The following is an 18,195-nucleotide window of genomic DNA, read 5'->3' on the forward strand; positions in this document are numbered from 1 at the left end:
TATGTCAATGGACACTGCACGGGAGTCGAGCGGGGCATCGTTGAGCATCGCCGGTCTGCTCGAGTTCGAGGAGATCAGGGCTGCAGAGCCTGCGGTACTTGCCGGCGAGGCAAGCCTCGACCGGGCGATCCGCTGGGTCCACATCGCCGATTCCGAGCATGTCGAGCGCTTCCTCGAGGGTGGTGAGCTCGTGTTGACCACCGCCACGGCCTTCCGCCACTCGCCTGCGGCGATGACGGAGTTCCTCGACCAGCTCGAGCGCGCAGGTGCCGCTGGGACGATCATCGAACTCGTCGATGAGAACTCGACCCACGATGAGGAAGCGCGCGAGATCGCGGCCGCGGCCGCCTCGGCGAGGGACCTGCCTGTCATCGTCCTGCCGCGACGGGTGAAGTTCGTCAGGATCACCGAGCTCGCACACCGCAGCCTTCTCGCACAGCAGATCTCGCGGCTCGAACATGCCCGGGAGATCCACGAGACGTACACGCAGCTGAGCCTCGATCGGGCCGAAGCGCAGACGATCGTCGACCGCACTGCAGAGCTGTTGGGCACGGCGGTGGTCCTCGAGGATGTGTCCCATCGAGTTCTCGCGCATTCCGGCCGTGGCTCGCAGGCTCTCGTGCAGAAGTGGGTCGACCTCGTCAGCGGTGCGAGCACGACACCCGGCGGCCACGCGCCGGCGCAGTGGCGGCAGACGCCGGTGGGGCTGCGTTCTCGCCGATGGGGCCGGCTCGTCGTACCCGGCGCCGCCGAGTCCGTCGCCGATCTCGAGCAGGTCATCGAGCGCGCCGGTGAAGCCCTGACGCTGACTCGAATGGCCGATCGCGATGAGCAGGATCTGCTGCTGCAGGCCCAAAGCGGCCTGATCCGAGAGATCACGGACTCAGAGGGCATCGACGAGCGTTCGGCAAGGGAGCGCGCCCGCTCTCTGGGATTCACTCCTGCGGAAGGGGCCGAGCTCACCCCAGTGGTCGTCCGCATTGATCGTGAGGCCGACACCGATCCGACTCGGGTGCAGCTGCAGGAGCGCGGCCTGACGCAGGAGATCACCTCTGCCGCCTCGCGCCTCAATCTGTGTCTGCTCATGACGAGCCTGCAGTCAGGCGTGTTCGGGTTCGTTCTGGGGCCCGGTCGCGGGAGAAACCGACGATCACAGCCGAGTCCGCGCGGTACTGCGGAGGCCGACGACCGCCTCAACCGCCTTCTCGCCGAGCTCGAGGGGCTTGCTGCGAGTTGGGTGGTCGGGGTCGGCCGCGGAAGCACTTCTCTGCTTCGCGCTGTCGCCGGTCTCGAACCCGCTTCTCACGTCGCCGAGGTCGCGTCGACGCTCGATGTGCGTGAGCGTGCGTTCTACCGCTCTTCGGACGTGCGCATCCGCGGGCTGCTGTCTCTGCTGGCCGAGGACTCCCGGCTGCGTGCCTTCGCCGAGGGAGAGCTGGGGCCGCTGCTCGGCGAAGACGGACGCCGGGACGGCGTTCTGCCATTCGCTGCGGACGCCGCAGACGACGGACTGCTCGACTTCCTCGAGCTCTACCTCTCCCATGGCGGCAACAAGTCGGCGATGGCGCGGGCCGGGCATCTGTCCCGGCCCGCGCTCTACGCACGGATCAATCGCCTGCAGGACCGCCTCGGCGTCTCACTTGACGATGCTGAGTCACGCACGGCACTGCACGTAGCGCTGCTGTGGTGGCGGATGTACGGCTGAGGACCGTACTCGACGGAGTCGGCAACTCCCGCCAACGGGGTCCTGTGCTGCCCGGGACAGAGCAGGCTTCGGCCGGTCGACAGAAGTTCAGTCGAATATAGCGCGAATCGTGTCGGTGACGGGGATTCCGCGTTCGGCCGCCTCGGCGCGATTGGCGTAGCGACGGTCACCGGGCTGACGGTCCATGCCCGCATCGCGGAGCATGTCGACGAATTCGCGCACCCGAGCGAGGTAGGCGTCGTTGCCGCCGCGCTCGGGATCAATGACGATGAAGAGCTGACCGGTCCGGAAGGTGTGGGCGCCCTCGGGGGCCTCCGCGTCGACCTCATAGGTGAAGGCACCGCCGGTCAGCCCTGCGGCAAGCGTTTCGATCATGAACGACAGCAGCGCACCCTTGTGCCCGCCGATGGGGCGGATTCCGCCGCCGTCGAGGATAGCGTTCGGATCCGTGGTGTCCGCGCCGGTCGAGTCGACCCCGGTCCCGACCGGAACGTCCTGGCCCTCTGCCCGCAGCAGCTGCAGGTCCCCGTGGGACATCGACGACGTGGAGAAGTCGAAGACGATCGGATCCGCCTCGGCGACGGGTGTGGCGAAACCGAACGGATTGGTACTGAAGACCGGGCGGGTGGCCCCCTCGGGGACAACGGCGAGCTTGCCGCTGGCGATCATCCCCATCGCCACCCGACCGTCGCGTGCAAATGCCTCGAGGTCAGGCCACAGTGCGCTGAAGTGGTGGGTGTTGCGCAGAGCGATGACGGCGACGCCGGTGTCGTCGAGCGCTTGGTCGATCGTCGGCCCAGCCTCGGCGAGTGCAGGTTGGGCGAAACCGTTGTGACCGTCGATGCGGATATAGGAAGGGCCGACGACGTCGATGCTCGCTTCTGCTGCCCCATCTGCCCAGCCTCGATTCAATGAATCGAGATAACCGGCGACCCTGAAGACTCCGTGGCTGAGAGTGCCGTCGCGTTCGCAGGTGGCACAGTTGGTCGCCAGCACTCTCGCAACCGCCGAAGAGGCTCCTGCGGCGGTGAGCTTGGCTTCGATCGCCGAGACAAGATCATCGAGAGAGATGCGGTCGGGTTCGTTCGTCATTGTGCGCTCCTCGTGTGCAGCGAATCGTGTCGGCTTCGACCACTGGCCTTGATCAGCAGACTACCGCTCGAACAGTCATCGATCCTGCCCCGCCATATCCGCGTCCCAGCCGTCGATTCCTGGTTCTGCTGCCCTCGTACCGCCGCTCCAGATGTCTCCGACGGTGAAGCCGACCGGAAACGGATCATCGGCCTCGAGCACGAGCTGTTGGAATCCTGTGATCCACCCGCGCCCGGTGATCGAAGGGATGACGGCTGGACTACCGCCGATCTCGGTCTCTTCCTTCACCACGGCGGTGAAGGTCGTACCCATCATCGATTCGTGGACGAATCGCTGACCGACGCGCAGTTCGCCGCGGGCGTGCTTGGCCGCCACTCGCCCGCTCGTCCCGGTGCCGCACGGCGAGCGGTCGAGAGTCCCAGTCCACGTGCTCGGATCGTCGAGGTCGACTATGCCGTTGGGCAGGACGACGGCGTTGCGTCCGTCGGTGCCCTCAGTTCGGGCGGGTCCGTGGATCAGCGGCAGACCGATCGAATCGATTTCAGGGATGAGGGGATGCCTCACCTCGAAGGTCTCGTTCGCCGCCTGCCGCAACACGCTGGCAGCCCTGATGATCTCCTTGGCATTGCCAGGATCAAGATCCACGCCGAGGTTGTCCGCCGCAGTCTGTACGTAGAACTGACCACCGAAGACGATGTCGACGGGGATCGTCCCGTACCCAGGCACCTCGAGAGGCAGGTCGAGTCCGTGGACGAAAGCCGGGACGTTGTCGAAGGTCACCGACTTCGCGCGGCCGGCCTCCACCTCGGCGCGGACCGTGACGACACCGGCGGCGGTATCGACCCGCAGCTCGGTGACCGGTTCTCTGACATCGACGGACCCGGTCTCGATCAGCGCCGTGACGGTGCAGATGAGGTTCGATCCGGACATCGGCTTGAACCCGCCCTGCTCCATGACGATCATTCCGAAATCGCAGCTCGGATCCGTCGCAGGCACGACGATCGGGGAGCACAGGCCGGGATAGCCGCGGGGTTCGTGGAGGATGAGGTTCCGGAAGTCGTCGAGGTGCTCTTCGCAGTAGCGGAGCTTCTCGGCCATCGTCGCACCTTTGACCCGCAGTCCCGAGCCGATGAGCACTCGGCCGGGTTCGCCGGCCGCGTGGACATCGACGGCCTGGATGAGCTGTCTGTTCTTCACGTTCCCTCGTCTCTGCTCGGGCGGGCCTCAGTCCACGACTTCGCTGCCGGTGACTTGTTGTGTGGTCATGAGCCCATCCTCGTCCGTTCGGGTCCGTGCGGCGTTGACGTGAATCGTTCAGAACCGATTCGGGGACACACGAGCGAGCAGTTCACCGGGCAGGGTCGAGCTTCCATCAGTCATGAGTCCGGATAGCAGTCGGGCAGATCCCGGTGCCAGTGTCAGACCGAGCATCGAATGTCCGGAGTTGATGTAGGCGTTCTTCACGGAGTCCAGTTGCCCGATGACGGGAAGGCCGTCAGGAGTCATGGGGCGCGACCCAGCCCATGGAGCCAGTTCTCCCTGACCGTCGCCCCACTCACGGAATGCTTCCTGAGCCGCGCGGCGGATTGCACCGACGCGGACCTCGTTGACGTCGTCGTCCGTGCTGCCGAACTCCATCGTGCCCGCGAGCCTGAGCATGCCGTTCAGCGGAGTGACGGCGACGCGAGCATCTTCGAGGGTCAGGGATGTGCGCAGCGGGATCGGAGCGGGTGAGTAGTCGATGCTGTAGCCCTTGCCCGAGTAGATGGGGATCTTCTGGCCGAGTTGCCTGGCCAACACGCCGGACGGGACACCGGCGGAGATGACAAAAGCGTCGGCCTTGATGACCTCCGCGTCGGAGGTGACAACTGCGGTCACGGCGTCGCCGGAGCGAACGAAGCGTCCAACGCGAGTGTTTTCTCGCACGACTACGCCGAGATCGGTGAGTTTCGCGAGGAGGCCCGCTGTCAGAGAATCGGGTTCGATCTGTCGGTCAGCGGAGAAAGAGAGACCGTGGCGGATGCGATCGCTGAGAGCCGGTTCGGCCTCGCGGACTTCGTCATCATGCAGTCGCCGCGGCAGGTGGCCAGCGGCCTCGAAAGCGGGCAGGCTCGCACAGTGCTCGTCGAAGCGTTCCCGAGTCTCGAAAGCCAGCAGCACACCGCGGTCGTGCATCTCGAAGTCGATGCCTTGAGCCTGGTACTCATCGAAGAGATCGTTCGCATCCTCGCCGAGGCGCAGGTGGAGGTCGAGTCCGGCTTCGAAGTCATGTGTGTTGCAGTGCCTGGCCATCCGCAACAGGAATCTGAGATAGCCGGGCGCAAGGGACGGCTTGATCGATAGTGGGCTGTCGGGTTTGAGCATCCATCGGATCCCCTGAAGCAGCACGCCTGGGGCAGGCACCGGGGTGCTCTCGGCGATGGCGATCTTTGCGGCATTTCCGTGAGAGGCGCCCGCACCGCAGCGGGCAGCCTCGATGACTGTGACGTCGTGTCCGCTCAGCGCCAGTTCGTAGGCACTGGTCAGCCCGACCACGCCGCCTCCGATGATGACTGTCTTCAATCGGTTGCCCTCCATTGGTCCCCGAATCGGCGGTTTCGCGGTCTGGTCCGGGCCGACGTCACCGAAGCTGACTCTTGTTTGACCATCTATAGAGAGAGACGCTATGCAGTGCCGTCAGGTTCGTCAATGGCCTCAGCCGCTCTTCCCGGACAGCCCAAGATCAGGCTCAGCCTTCGTAGCGGATTTCGACGCGACGGTTCTTCGCCCGGCCCTCAGGGTCGTCTTTGCCGTTCTTCTCATTCGACTCGACGGGCTCGGACTCGCCGAATCCCTTTGCTGTCACCTCAAGGTCCGAGTTCTCCGAGGTGAGCACCTCGGCGACGGCCTTCGCGCGGTCTTCGGAGAGCTTCTTGTTGTAGTCGTCTTCGCCCTTGGAGTCCGTATGCCCGCCGACGGTGATTTCGGAGTCGGTCGGGAGATCCGTGACGAGCTCCTTGATCTTCTTCTTCGCGGCCTCACTCAGTTCGGACGAGTCGAAGTCGAAGAGGATATCGGTGTCGAGCGTGACCACGGTATCGCCGCCACTGGCTTTGGTCGTCTCCACGTCCTCGATGCCTTTGTCCAGGTCATAGATCTCCGGTTCGAGTTCGACGATGCTCTTGTCGATCTGCGACTGGTCGGGATCGGTGAAGTCCTCCGGAGTCGGGGCATCTCGGTTGGCGATGTCCTGCGAAGTCACTGAGTCTGCGAACGCGAGTGCGGGTGGACCGGCGACGACAATGCCGGCAGCAAGAATCACCGCTGCAGGACCGACGGCTGCCGGCTTCACGAGATCTTCACTCCGGTGGCGAGGTTCATACCGTCGACGACGGAGACCTCGACCTCGTCGACATCTGGCGGCGGGGCCGCGAAGACAGCGAAGGCGTAGTGGGTCTGGCCGGGTTTGAACTTCGTCTGTTGGACATTCGTCTGCGCTCGCTGCGGGAACTTATCCAGCACGTTGTGCTTGCGCAGGTTCTGCGAGTCGACAAGGAACGGCGCCCAGCTCCCGCCCAGATAGCCGTAGAGATCGTCGCCGTCGTCGTCCTCGTCGGTCTGATCAGAGTTCACGGTGAACGCGAACTGCGCCACGACAGTTTCGCCCTGACGCTTGAGAGGGAACAGCTCGACAGTCATCGTCGCTTTGTCATCGCCGTCAACGGCGGCGGGGATCTCCTGGGAGGCGACAGGATCGGGAAGATCCTTCGGATCGAGGCCGGCCGCCTCGGCGGATCCGGATTCACCCTTCGAACCTGCGGCCTCACCGGACTCCTGCGCAGCGCCTTGGGTCTCGGCACCCTCGGCGTTCGGCTCCTCTGTGTCGTCTCCGAACGAGCAGGCGGCCAGGGTCAGCGCCAAAGCGGCGGCGGCAGCGGACAGAGCTGTCTTGCGGATCAGGGGCATAGCGATGGGAGTTCTCCTCAGTACTCGCCGGAGTAGCATCTCTGCTGGTGAGCTCCGGTGGCGCGGGGGCGGACGCGGATCAACTTACCCCGGACAGGTGAACTTTCACTACATCGAACGTAAGTCGAGACGAACAAAGGCGTCGGCACTCGCGGGCAAACGCGATTCTGTGGGAACGCAAGAACCCCTGCGCCCGAATTCTCATCGGATCGCAGGGGTTCTGCCTCACGCGGAGCCGGTGGGATTTGAACCCACGGTCCCCCTATTGGAGGACTTCACCTTAGCAGGGTGACGCTTTCGGCCGCTCAGCCACGACTCCATCTGCAATGCTGCGATCCGCTCCGGAGAAATGCATACCGACAGACCCTCCAGCACTACGGGATACAGCCTAAGGGAAAGGAGCCATCCAGGGCAAAGCGCAACCGCGGAGAGTGGGCTTCGTCATAGTCGAACCGACCCGTGACGGGCGCAAATCCGGGCCGAATGTCCCCTTTGTACCGCTCCCCCACACCGGAATTCCAGCATTCATCAATGTCCAGGCGTAAAATCGGCGTGATGTGCTTTGCGGTCTGGTCTCAGATCCTCGCAGAAACACCGGTCGGAAAACCGATGGCCGCGGTGTGCCCTGTGCCGGAAACGAGAACGGCGAGCGGGCCGTATTGCACGAGTAGACAGTTTTTGAGGAGTAGACAACTTGCCAGAGTTTCCCCCTGACAAGCGCGGAACGCATGGGAGCGACCCCGATTCCCAGACAACAGGTCGTCGGCTCCGTGCCTCCTCTCGCCCCCGGTTCCGCGGCGACACCGCCGCCAGTGAAAGCGACTCGACACCGCAGTCGAGCTCGCCGCAGCAGAATTCTCGGCAGTCTGAGCCTCGCCGCTCGGACTCCCAGCGTCGTGACTCCAAGCAGCTGCCGACCTCGGCGGTGAATCCTCGCCGGTCCCGCACGAACTCGGACCACAACCCCGGCCAGAACTCTGGTCAGGACTCCACACGGTCCGCCGACGCCCGATCCGACTATTCGTTCCGCACAAGCTCTCGCGGATCCGGAGAGCAGTCGGACAATCGACTCGGCGACAGCACCCGTGACACAGGATCAGCGACCCGCTCGCCGCATGCACCGCCTCCGCGCCCGGTCGCCCCACGCACTCGCCGCGAAGCCCGCATGCTGCGAGCTGCCGCCGCAAGCGGAGCCTCTGCCGCCGGAGTGGCCGCAGCAGCAAGCTCGAATACACAGGATGATCCGGACGCCGGCTCACGGCGCGGTCCTGCCCACGATGCTCCGCGCACCTTCGCACGGGACGAATCGGCCGCCTCGGCGAGGGATTCCCACGATTTCGACCACACGGACAACGACGCCGATACGGGCTCCGCTCCAACGACTCGCCGCGACGCCCGTGAACGGCACGCGGCCAAATCCCGAGGCCGGGGCCGAAAGAAGTCATCCGCCACACGGGGCGCGCGCAGCGCCGCGGCCGCAGCAGCGGTCGGTGCGGGCGGCACTGCGGCAGCAACCGGCGCATCGTCTGCCGCGAGAGGAGCCGACGAGAACGGCTCCGCCCACGGCGAGAAGTCGACCGGTCACGGACCGGGACGGGCCCGCCGCCATTCCTCCCGCCTCGGCGAATCGTTCCCCAGCCTCGTCGGCTGGACCTCACTGAGCACCCTGCTGCCCGGTGTCGGACTGCTGCGCACACGCTTCCGGCCCGCCGGGCTCATCGTCTTCGGTCTCTTCGTCCTCACTCTGCTCGTCGGGCTCGTCTACCTGCTGGTCAAGGGACCGGTGCGTGCGATCGCCACGATCGTCGCCAGCCCCTCGCTGCTCAACTTCCTCGCCATCGCCGCCGTGCTCGTGGCCGTGATCTGGATCCTCGTGATGGTCGTATCCCACCTCGGGCTGCGCCGCGGACACCGATACCGGCCCTGGCAGAACAAGATGGCCGGCGTCCTCGTCGTCTCCCTCGCCCTCATCATCGGCATCCCGCTCGGCGTCGGCTCGGTCTTCGCCCGCGTGCAGTCCGACACGGTGGCCAGCCTCTTCGGCGACAGCACGGGCAAGGCCCACAGCGCCGAAGACCTCTGGGCGGACAAGCCCTATATCAACGTCTTCCTCATGGGCCGCGACAATGGCGACGATCGTGAGGGCACCCGCCCGGACACGATGCTCGTGGCCTCCATCGACACGAAGACCGGCAACGCCGCGCTCATCTCCGTGCCCCGTAACCTCGCGTTCCCGGTCTTCCCCGAAGGCAGCGAACTCGAAAAGGCGTGGCCCGACGGATTCCGCCCCTCCGGTGACTCGTCCGAGGACCTCATCAACGCCGTATGGCAGTGGGGCGAACAGAACCCCGACAAGATCGGAAACCCGCACGGACTCGAACCGGGCATGTGGGCGACGATGCAGGCCGTCGAAGGCTCGTTGGGTCTCAAGCTCGACTATTGGTCCTCGGTCGACATGGCCGGATTCGAAGACGTCGTCGACGCCATCGGCGGAGTCAAGATCGACGTCGAACGCCCGATCCCGATGGGCGGCGGAAAATCGATGTCGGGTGTGAAGAACGAGATCTACGGCTGGGTCGATCCGGGCCCGCAGACGCTCAAGGGCAAGGACGCACTCTGGTACGTCCGCTCCCGTGAAGGCAGCGACAACTACGACCGCATGTGCCGTCAGCAGCGGATGCTCAAGACCACTCTCGAGCAGATCGACCCGCAGGAGATCGCCACGGCCTATCCGAAGCTCGCGAACTCCGCGACGCGGAACATCGCCACGTCGATCCCACAGAACGAGATCCCGGCCTTCATCGAACTTGCCATGATGATGCAGAAGGGCGACGTCACCACAGTCCAGATCAACAATGACGTCACCCCGACCTACGACCCCGATTACGATGTGCTCCACAAGTGGATCCTCGGCGAAGTCAAGGGTGCGTCCGACGGCGAGGAGACACCGAAGCCGACGAACGACGGCAGCAAGTCCCAGGAATCCGAGGACAGCACCGGCTCGACCGAGGACAGCACCGAAGACACCGCCACCGATGAACCGGCCGATTCCGCGGATGGTTCCACGGACGAGGCCGGCGCCGAGGCGGACGCCACCGAAACGGCAACGCCGGGTGAGCCCAACGCCGAAGGCAAGTGCTACCCGAAGGGCTTCAAGCCCGGTGACGACTTCCCCGGCTACCCCGGGCCCAACGGCGGAACCGGCGAGCAGGGGTGAGTCAGGCTCCACAGACTCCCGCCCCCGCGGTCGCGATCATCGGCGTCGGACCGCGAGGTCTCACCGTTCTGGAGAGGCTCGTGGCTCTGGCTGCGAAACGCTTCGCCGGCACCGTCGGCGCGTCCCGCAGCGCGGCTGACGCCACCGCCGAGACCGCGCTGACCATCCACCTCATCGACCCGTACCCGCCCGGCGCGGGAATCGTGTGGCGCACCGACCAGCCCGAGTCTCTGCTGATGAACACCACCATCGCCGAGCAGACCGTCTTCCCCGATTCCAGCTGCAGCTTCCTCGGCCCCGAAGAAGCACCGACCGGACCGTCCATGGCCGAGTGGTACCTTGCCAACGGCGGCACCGAACCGCTGCACTCGACCTTCCCCAGCCGCAGTCTCTACGGCCGCTACCTCCGCGACGCCTACCGGCGCATCCGCGAGGGCGCACCGGACTTCATCGAGATCGTCGAACACCCGACGAAGGCCGAATCCGTCATCGACCTGCCCGCGATGGACCTCCCCCAATCGGTGGCAGAGAGTTCACGGGCCACTGTCCCCGAGCAGCTCGTGCGCTGCCAGAACGGCACGACGATCGTCGCCAGCGCCGTCGTGCTCGCCGTCGGTCACATCCCCAGCGCCCAGCCGGAGGAGCGCGCCCGCCTCGCCGCTTTCGCCGAACTGGGCGGCGGACTGTACCTGCCGCAGGGTCTGCCCGCGGAAACCCCCGTCACCGAGGTGGCCCCCGGTGAGCGGGTCATCGTCCGTGGCATGGGGCTCAACTACTTCGACCTGCAGACCCTGTTCACTCATGAGCGCGGCGGTCGCTATGAGACGCAGCCCGGCGGACTGCTGCGGTATGTGCCCAGCGGTGACGAACCGCGGCTGGCGCTGGGATCACGACGCGGAATCCCGTACCGCAGCAAACCGATCTGTCATGAACATCCTCGGCGGGACTGGCCCCTGCGGTACTTCACGAAGGACAATATCGCTCTGCTCGCCGGGATCGAGCACCTCGACGGGGAACGCAAGGCCGGTGCCCGATTCAATGATCAGCTGTGGCCGCTCATCCTCGCCGACCTGCGTCTGGCGTACTATCACACGCTCTCCCAGGTCCGTCCCGAAGCGTTCGCCGATGACCCCGGCCAGCTGCGCGAGGCCATCGGCGAAGCCGTCTCACGTCACCTGACCCGGCGCACCTGGCAGGAAACCCACCCGCAGTCGGGCGAAGTCGGTGCCGGCGAGGCTCGGACAACTGCGCCCGCTCGTGCCGCGGCAAGCGGCGACTCGACCACTTCCAGCACTGCACGAACAGCCAGTGCTGCTCGAACAGCGAGCGCCACGACCACCGAGGATGCCGCCCGTCAGGGCCGCGTCACCCGCGAGGCCTTCGCCTGGTCGGAGATCGAAGAGGCACTCGTGCCCGATCCGGCCGACCGCATGTCCCTGCACACCCTGCTCAACCCGCTCGAAGGCGAGCTCTTCACCAGCCGTGAGCCGGGCGAGGCAGGTTCTCTGCACGAGTGGATGCTCGACTTCCTGCGCACCGACCTGCGCAGCTCTCTGGCAGGTCCGACCGGCAGCCCGGAGAAGGCGCTCTTCACCGTGCTATGGCAGTCCCGCCTGCTGCTCAAGGAGCTCATCGTCGCAGGCCACATCGACCGCGTGAGCATCGACATGGAGATCCTCGGCTGGTTCGAGGGCTTCGTCTCCGGCATCTGCGATGGGCCTCCCCCGCAGCGGATCGCGGAACTCATCGCCCTCGCCGAGGCGGGAATCGTGTCCTTCATCGGCCCCGATATGCGCATCGAAGAGAACCCGGACGCACTCCGCGAGGTTCAGGAGGCGCCCGAAGCAGAAGCAGAGACCGCAAGTTCCGGCACCGCCGCACGCCCGGACGGGGTCGATAACCCCACTGCCAAAGCAAAGGGACTCACCAATGAGGCGCAGAAGCCGCGGCCGGAGATTTTCACGGTCACCTCGGCGCAGGCCGCCGGAGCGATCACGGGCAGCGTCGTCATCGATGCCGCGTCCCCGACGAACTCCGTCTCGCGCGCAGCCGATGTCCTGCTGTACGGGATGCTCGAACGGGGTCAGCTCACCGCGGCCCGCCTGACCTTGGACGACGGTCGAGAGAAGTTCCTCAACGGACTCGCACTCACGTCTCGGCCGTACCGCACCGTCGATGTCGAGGGCAACGTCCACCCGCGCCGGTTCGCTCTGTCGATCCAGCTGTCGTCGAAGCAGTGGGGGCTGGCGATCGCAGCGAACCCGGGCACGAACGCAGCCACGCTCAACGACTCGCACGCAGCCGCCGAGGCGATCCTCGACCTCCTCTGAGACCGCGTACTCGTCCTCCTCTAAAGCTCAGCAGGCTCTCCCCGGACGCCAGCCGCCGAGAGCTCTCGGCCCGCCCGCGACTCCGCGGTCGCTGACGGCCCACCCGCGACTCCGCTTCCGCCGCCAGCACACTGTCCACCAGCGGACCACACCACCCACGACAGTTGCCGAACTCCGCGCCGCGCAATGCACGAGGCGAGTTTCGGTACACCCTTCTCTGTAATGCACATGGAGGAAAGTGAGCGGCCGATCACCAAACGCGAACAGCCCAGTCTAGGGTGAATGGCCCAGTTTCAAACATGGGCTATTCAACTCAGACTGGGCTGTTCGCAGAGGCGCCGCCGCGACGCACCGGGCCGGCAGCGTGGCGCCGCGGCCGCCCCGGCGGCTACGCCATTTCGAGGGCGGCTTCGGGCTTCGTGGTCCGGGCCCGGACGATGGCCAGCAGCGACATCACGATGCCGATGACCGCCCAGGCCAGCAGTCCGCCGTATGCGGCTGCCTGCCCGCTGGTGCCCGCGGCGATCGCTGCGAAGCCGTTCATCGACGGAGTCAGCGGCAGGATCGGTGCGACGAAGTCGAAGAACTGCGGCACCGCCCCGATCGTCCGACCCGCCACGGCCAGCACGACGGCGATGACCGAGAGGAACCGGCCCACTCCCCCGAACCACGCCACGAGTGCGAAGTTCAGGATCATGAACACGATCGCTGAGACGAACGTGAGCACTGCGATGTCGAAGCCTTGGATCGCGTCGATGTCCATCACGGTGACCGCGAGGATCGAGAGCACGAGCGCCTGCAGCACGCCGACGACGAGGCCGGGCAGCAGTCCGCGCGCCCACACGGCGAACGAAGACTTCGTCGAGAGGAGAGCCCATGCCGGGATCGGCTTGAGCACCGTATAGGTGACGAGTCCGCCGATCCACAGGGCGAGCATGATGAGCAGCGCGATCGTCGATCCCGCCAGCACATCCGTGACGCTGTCCGTGTCCGGGGATTCGATATTCGCCGAGGCGACCTTGGCCAAGCGGTCACGTTCCGGAGCCGTGTAGGACGGCACTTCGTCCGCACCGTCCTTGACGCCGTCGGCGAACTTGCTCACGCCCTTCGCGTACTTGCCCGTACCCTCATCGAGCTTGTCGAGGCCTGCTGAGAGTTCGGAGGTGCCGGTTGCGGCCTCGGAGACACCGTCGGTGTACTTGCCGACACCGGTGCTGTATTCGCTCAGCCCATCGCTGAGCTGACCGGCACCGTCGGAGAGTTCCGAGGAACCGTCGGCGACCTTGCCGATGCCCTTGGACAGGGCCGGCATTCCGTCGGCGAGCTGCTGGTTGCCGTCGGCGACGCCGGCGGCACCGTCACGCAGTCCCTTCGAGGCCTCGAGGAGCTTCGGAGCGTTCTTCGAGATGTCCTCCATGCCCTTCGTCAGCTCACCGAGGCCGTCCTCGAGTCCCTTGACGAACTTGGTCACGCCGTCGGAGAGCTCCGAAGCACCCTTGGCGAGGTCATCGGACCCGCCGAGGAGGGACGAGCCGTTCTGCTCCTGCTCGAGCCCGTCGACGGCCTGGTTCAGACCACCCGAGGTGCCGTTGAGCAGCCCCTGTGCATAGGCCTGCTCGATGCCCTGGCAGACCTGATCGGGAGTGCCGGTCGGGCACATCTCGGCCCGTGCCTGCTCCGCCTCGTCCTTTGTCATGATGCCGGCAGCCACGAGTACGTCGAGATCAGGTTTCGTCCCGGCCAGCTGATCGGCCTTGTCCGCACCCTCCTTCAGCCCATCGCGGTACTGGTGCAGTCCGTCGGAGAGGCTGGAGGCGCCCTTGGACACACCGTCGGCGCCCTTCTCGAGCTCCTTGCCGCCCTTGGTGATGTCACCGAGGCCGCCTTCGCCCGAGTCGCCGGATCCGGCGAAGCCCTTGATGATCTCGTCGATGGATTTCGTGTATTCGTCGACGCCGTCGGAGAGCTCACCGGAGCCGTCGGCCAGCTTCTGCGTGCTGTCGGGCAGCTTCGAGGTCTTCTTGTCGAGTTCGTTCAGGCCCCCGGACATCTCCGAGGCACCCTTGGACAGTTCGCCGGCGCCCTTCGACAGCTCCGTGGCTCCGGACTTGAGCTCGCCGCCGTTGTCACTGAGCTGCTTCATGCCTTTGGACAGCTCGCCGGCGCCTTCGGCCGATTGTCCGGTGCCTTCCTCGAGGCCTTCGGCACCCTTGTCGAGTTCCCCGGCTGCGTCGCCGAGGTCCTTCATCTGATCGCCCATCTTATTGAAGCCCACGTAGATGTTGTCGAGGTAGTTCTCGGTCATCTGCGTGTTGAAGGTCGTCCGCGCCACCTCGGCGACGGATCGGGAGATCTGCGTATCGAGCGCGGGAGCGGTCCCGGAGACGTCGACGTCGAGCTGCGTCTGCGTCGCCGACTTCGCATCATCGACCGAGGTCACAGCGCGGGAGAAGCCCTCGGGAATCGTCAGCTTCGCGGCGTATGTGCCGTCGGACAGCCCGTTCTGCGCATCCTCTTCATCGGTGATGACCCAGTGGATGTTGTTCTCGTCCTCACCCACCAGACCGCTGGTCAGCTGACGGCCGATCGGCACGGTCTTGCCGTCGACCTTCGCTCCATCGTCGTTGTTGACGATGGCGGCTTCGATGGTCTCGAGACGATCGCCGCTCTTCCACGTGGCGAGGATGAATCCGGCCGCCACGATGATCGGGATGAGGACCAGCCCGAGGAGGGAGAGCCAGTTCACCGGCTTCTTCGAGTTCGCACGTTCGAGTCTCACGACTGCACACCTTCCATGTTGGTGCTGTCGACGGCGTGGGTGTGTTCGCCGTCTGATTCGCTGTCGGTTCCGCCCCGCTCATCGGGTCGAGCCTCGTCGAGGTCGAGGTGGAAGTAGTTCGTTTCGGGATCGAAGATCCCTGTCACATCCCCGTCGGGCAGGCCGAGGATGACGGTGGTGCCTTCGGCGACGAGCTGCGGCAGCAGATCGCGCAGATCCCGTGCCGGTCCGGCCGATTCCCGTGCCCCGGCCGCGAGCTTCTCCGCCCCGTCGATGACGAGCAGATCCGGCGCCGAGGCGGCCATCCGAGAGATGTCGCGCGGACTGATCATCCGGTCGGCTTCGCCCCGGTTGAGGTCGAGGTAGGGAACCTGTCGGCGGACCCGTCCGGCGTGTTCGGGCAGGACGTTCTGGCCGATCTTCATCTCCCCGGCCGTGAGTCCGACGCGGCCGGACACGGCGAGCAGGAGGGCTCGGCGGGAATCGCCGCTGGCGACGAGGATCTGGCCGGGCAGCAGGGAGATGTCGACGCGGGCGAAGCCGCGGTCTCCGGAGTACACGCCGATTCCGCGTCCGTAGACCCGGTAGTCCGAGTTCGGCTCCGGCCAGTCGCGCAGGGCCACTTCGTGGGCGAGGCCCTCTCCTTCGACGTCGAGGCGCGGCAGGATCCGATCGAGCCACTTCGGCAGCCACCAGGCCTTGTCGCCGAGCAGCTGCATGATCGCCGGCACCAGCGACATGCGCACGAGGAAGGCGTCGACGAAGATGCCGGCGGCCAGGGCGAGCGCGATCGACTTGATGATCGGTTCGCCGGCGGGCACGAAGGCCGCGAAGACGGAGAACATGATGATCGCTGCGGCCGAGACGACGCGGGCGGAGGAGGCGAATCCGGCTCTGATGGCGTCCTTGGCCGAGGAGCCGTGGACATAGGCTTCGCGCATGCCCGAGACGAGGAACACCTCGTAGTCCATCGCGAGGCCGAAGAGGATGCCCATGACGATGATCGGCAGGAAGCTGATGACCGGTCCCGTCCCGTCGATGCCCAAGGGGCCGGCGAAGAGTCCGTCGTGGAAGACGAGGACGACCGTGCCGAAGGAGGCGAAGACGGAGAGGAGGAACCCACCGGTGGCCTTGATCGGCACCGCCACGGAGCGGAAGACCATCATGAGCAGGATGATGGAGAGTCCGACGACGAAGATGCCGAAGGGCACCAGAGCCTTGCCGAGCTGGTCGGAGACGTCGATCTGGATCGCGGTGGCACCGGTGACGGCGGTGTCGAAGTCGAAGTCGTCCTCGATCTCCGTGCTCAGGTCCCGCAGCCGATCGACCGTGTCGAGGGTCGCCGGGTCGTCGGAGGCCGTCGTCGGAATGATCTGGAAGAGCCCGACGGTCGCGTCCCGGTTCGGGGTGGCCATGATGACCTGTTCGACGCCGTCGACCTTCTCGATGCGCTTCTCGATCTCCTCGACGTCTCCGAGCGGATCGTCGCTCGTCACGATCTGGCTGGTCATGACCAGGGGCCCGTTGTAGCCGGGTCCGAAGTGCTCGTCGATGAGGTCGTAGGTCGCCCGTGCCGGGGTGCCCTGCTCCTGGTCGCCTGCGGTGGGCAGGGACAGTTGGAGCTGGGTGGCGGGGATCGCGAAGAGCGCGAGGCCGCCGACGATGACGACGATCGTCAGCAGCGGGATCTTCGTGACGACCTTGAGCCACCCGGCGAAGAACTTGTTCATGATCGTCGGCGGGTACGGGTCGCCGCCCTCGGCGCGCGCCTCGTCGGCGATCCTCTCCCGCAGTGCCGGGTTGGTCGCCTCGGCGGGGGTTCCTGTGGAAGCGTCGGTCGCCACAGTGGGGGTTCCTGTGGAACCGTCGCCCGCCTCGGTGCCGGTCGATGATCCCTTCGCCGAGGCAGACGTGCCCGTCGTCGCCCGCTGAGCGGCCGCGGCATAGGCCTTCCGGTAGCGCTTCGTCGGCTTCGGGGTGATCTTGGACTTCACGAGTCCCAGCAGGGCGGGGACCATCGTCAGGGAGATCATCACGGCCACGGCGACGGAGCCGGAAGCGCCGATTCCCATGATCGTGAGGAAGGGGATTCCGGCCAGGGACAGGCCGAGGAGCGCGATCATCACGGTCATGCCCGCGAAGACGACGGCGGACCCGGCGGTCGCGACGGCGCGTCCGGCCGCCTCGACGGGGTCGTGGCCGTCGGCGAGGAGGTCGCGGGCGCGGGAGACGATGAAGAGTGCGTAGTCGATGCCCACGGCCAGTCCGAGCATGAGCGCGAGCATGATCGATGAGGAGTTGATCGTCGCGAACGCGGTGCCGCCGACGATGAGCAGCACGGAGATGCCGACGCCGATGAGCGCGGTGATCAGCGGCATTCCTGCGGCTCGGAAGGAACCGAGTGTGAGCAGGAGGACGATGAAGGCGATGACGACGCCGATGCCTTCGACCCAGGAGATCTCGACACCGGTGATCTGGAAGAGCTCACCGCCGCCTTCGACCTGCGCCCCGGGCAGGGCGTCACGCAGCGGATCGAGGGCTTCGATGAGGTTGTCGCCGGCGTCTTCCCCGACGTCCTGCTGAGTGCCGTCGTATTGGACGGAGATCATGGCCGCCGTCTCGTCCTTGCTGATGGCGCCCTCGACGAGGTCGGAGTACGGGGAGGTCACCGTGTCAACGTGCGGGAGGTCCTCGATGCGATCGATCTCGTCTTCGATCGCGTCCTTGTACTTCGCATCCTCGACCGAGTCGCCGTCGTCGGCGACGACGATCACGGAGGCGGAGACGCCGGCGGCTTCGGGGAACGTCGACTTCATCGAGTCGAGAGCGGTCTGCGCCTCCGAGCCCGGGAGTGTGAAGTCATTGTCGAAGTCCTTGGAGAAGGCGGCGACTCCGGCTCCGACGAGGACGAAGATCAGCAGCCACGCAGAGATGAAACGCCACGGGGTCCGGTACGCACGACGGCCCAGGGCGTAGAGGAAAGTTGACACGAAAACCTCGATACAAAAGTGTATTGGATACAGTATTGTATTGTTGTGCAATACCCACCCTCCATGCAAATGGATCCCAGGTTGAGCGAGGATTCTCATAAGATGCTCAGCCGCCCTGACCTTCGAACCGACCCCGC

Annotated in this window: 10 protein-coding genes and 1 tRNA gene; 3 read left to right on the forward strand and 8 right to left on the reverse strand. The window is 65.8% G+C overall.

Features of this window, described 5'->3' with window-relative positions; all coding sequences use genetic code 11:
- Nucleotides 1-7 precede the first annotated feature (7 nt).
- Entirely contained in the window at nt 8-1,705 is a 1,698-nt protein-coding gene (locus HIM68_RS09575; RefSeq protein ID WP_172171704.1) for a PucR family transcriptional regulator, read from the forward strand.
- Nucleotides 1,706-1,792: 87 nt separating this feature from the next.
- Here the strand turns inward: HIM68_RS09575 and HIM68_RS09580 are convergent, their stop codons facing one another.
- From HIM68_RS09580 to HIM68_RS09605, 6 genes are all read right to left on the reverse strand, one after another.
- The gene (locus tag HIM68_RS09580; RefSeq protein ID WP_172171706.1) at nt 1,793-2,797 is read right to left on the reverse strand and encodes an Ldh family oxidoreductase; all 1,005 of its coding nucleotides are present in this window, start codon (nt 2,795-2,797) and stop codon (nt 1,793-1,795) included.
- Between the two features lie 75 nt (nt 2,798-2,872).
- Nucleotides 2,873-3,994 carry a proline racemase family protein gene (locus HIM68_RS09585; RefSeq protein WP_172171708.1) on the reverse strand — a complete coding sequence of 374 codons (1,122 nt, stop codon included), beginning with the start codon at nt 3,992-3,994 and terminating at the stop codon, nt 2,873-2,875.
- A gap of 117 nt (nt 3,995-4,111) precedes the next feature.
- Nucleotides 4,112-5,359 carry an FAD-dependent oxidoreductase gene (locus HIM68_RS09590; RefSeq protein ID WP_172171710.1) on the reverse strand — a complete coding sequence of 416 codons (1,248 nt, stop codon included), beginning with the start codon at nt 5,357-5,359 and terminating at the stop codon, nt 4,112-4,114.
- Nucleotides 5,360-5,525: 166 nt separating this feature from the next.
- The gene (locus tag HIM68_RS18990; protein WP_172171712.1) at nt 5,526-6,128 is read right to left on the reverse strand and encodes an OmpA family protein; all 603 of its coding nucleotides are present in this window, start codon (nt 6,126-6,128) and stop codon (nt 5,526-5,528) included.
- On the reverse strand, nt 6,125-6,742 hold the full coding sequence (locus tag HIM68_RS09600) for a hypothetical protein (protein WP_172171714.1): 618 nt from the start codon (nt 6,740-6,742) through the stop codon (nt 6,125-6,127). The genes HIM68_RS18990 and HIM68_RS09600 overlap by 4 nt, the downstream gene beginning before the upstream one ends.
- A gap of 230 nt (nt 6,743-6,972) precedes the next feature.
- Nucleotides 6,973-7,061: transfer RNA gene (locus HIM68_RS09605), tRNA-Ser, on the reverse strand.
- 375 nt (nt 7,062-7,436) lie between these two features.
- Between HIM68_RS09605 and HIM68_RS09610 the strand changes: the two genes are divergently transcribed.
- Together HIM68_RS09610 and HIM68_RS09615 are read left to right on the forward strand one after the other, a co-directional pair.
- Entirely contained in the window at nt 7,437-9,959 is a 2,523-nt protein-coding gene (locus HIM68_RS09610) for an LCP family protein (RefSeq protein ID WP_253903877.1), read from the forward strand.
- Entirely contained in the window at nt 9,956-12,289 is a 2,334-nt protein-coding gene (locus tag HIM68_RS09615; protein WP_172171716.1) for an FAD/NAD(P)-binding protein, read from the forward strand. Before HIM68_RS09610 ends, HIM68_RS09615 begins: the two co-directional genes overlap by 4 nt.
- 388 nt (nt 12,290-12,677) lie before the next feature.
- Here the strand turns inward: HIM68_RS09615 and HIM68_RS19335 are convergent, their stop codons facing one another.
- Together HIM68_RS19335 and HIM68_RS09625 are read right to left on the reverse strand one after the other, a co-directional pair.
- On the reverse strand, nt 12,678-15,068 hold the full coding sequence (locus tag HIM68_RS19335) for a YhgE/Pip domain-containing protein (protein ID WP_172171718.1): 2,391 nt from the start codon (nt 15,066-15,068) through the stop codon (nt 12,678-12,680).
- Nucleotides 15,065-18,058, reverse strand: a complete 2,994-nt coding sequence (locus tag HIM68_RS09625) for an MMPL family transporter (RefSeq protein ID WP_172171720.1) — start codon at nt 18,056-18,058, stop codon at nt 15,065-15,067. The genes HIM68_RS19335 and HIM68_RS09625 overlap by 4 nt, the downstream gene beginning before the upstream one ends.
- Nucleotides 18,059-18,195: the final 137 nt, after the last annotated feature.

It is taken from the genome of Brevibacterium sp. CT2-23B (genome assembly GCF_013168765.1).
GTDB lineage: Bacteria > Actinomycetota > Actinomycetes > Actinomycetales > Brevibacteriaceae > Brevibacterium > Brevibacterium sediminis.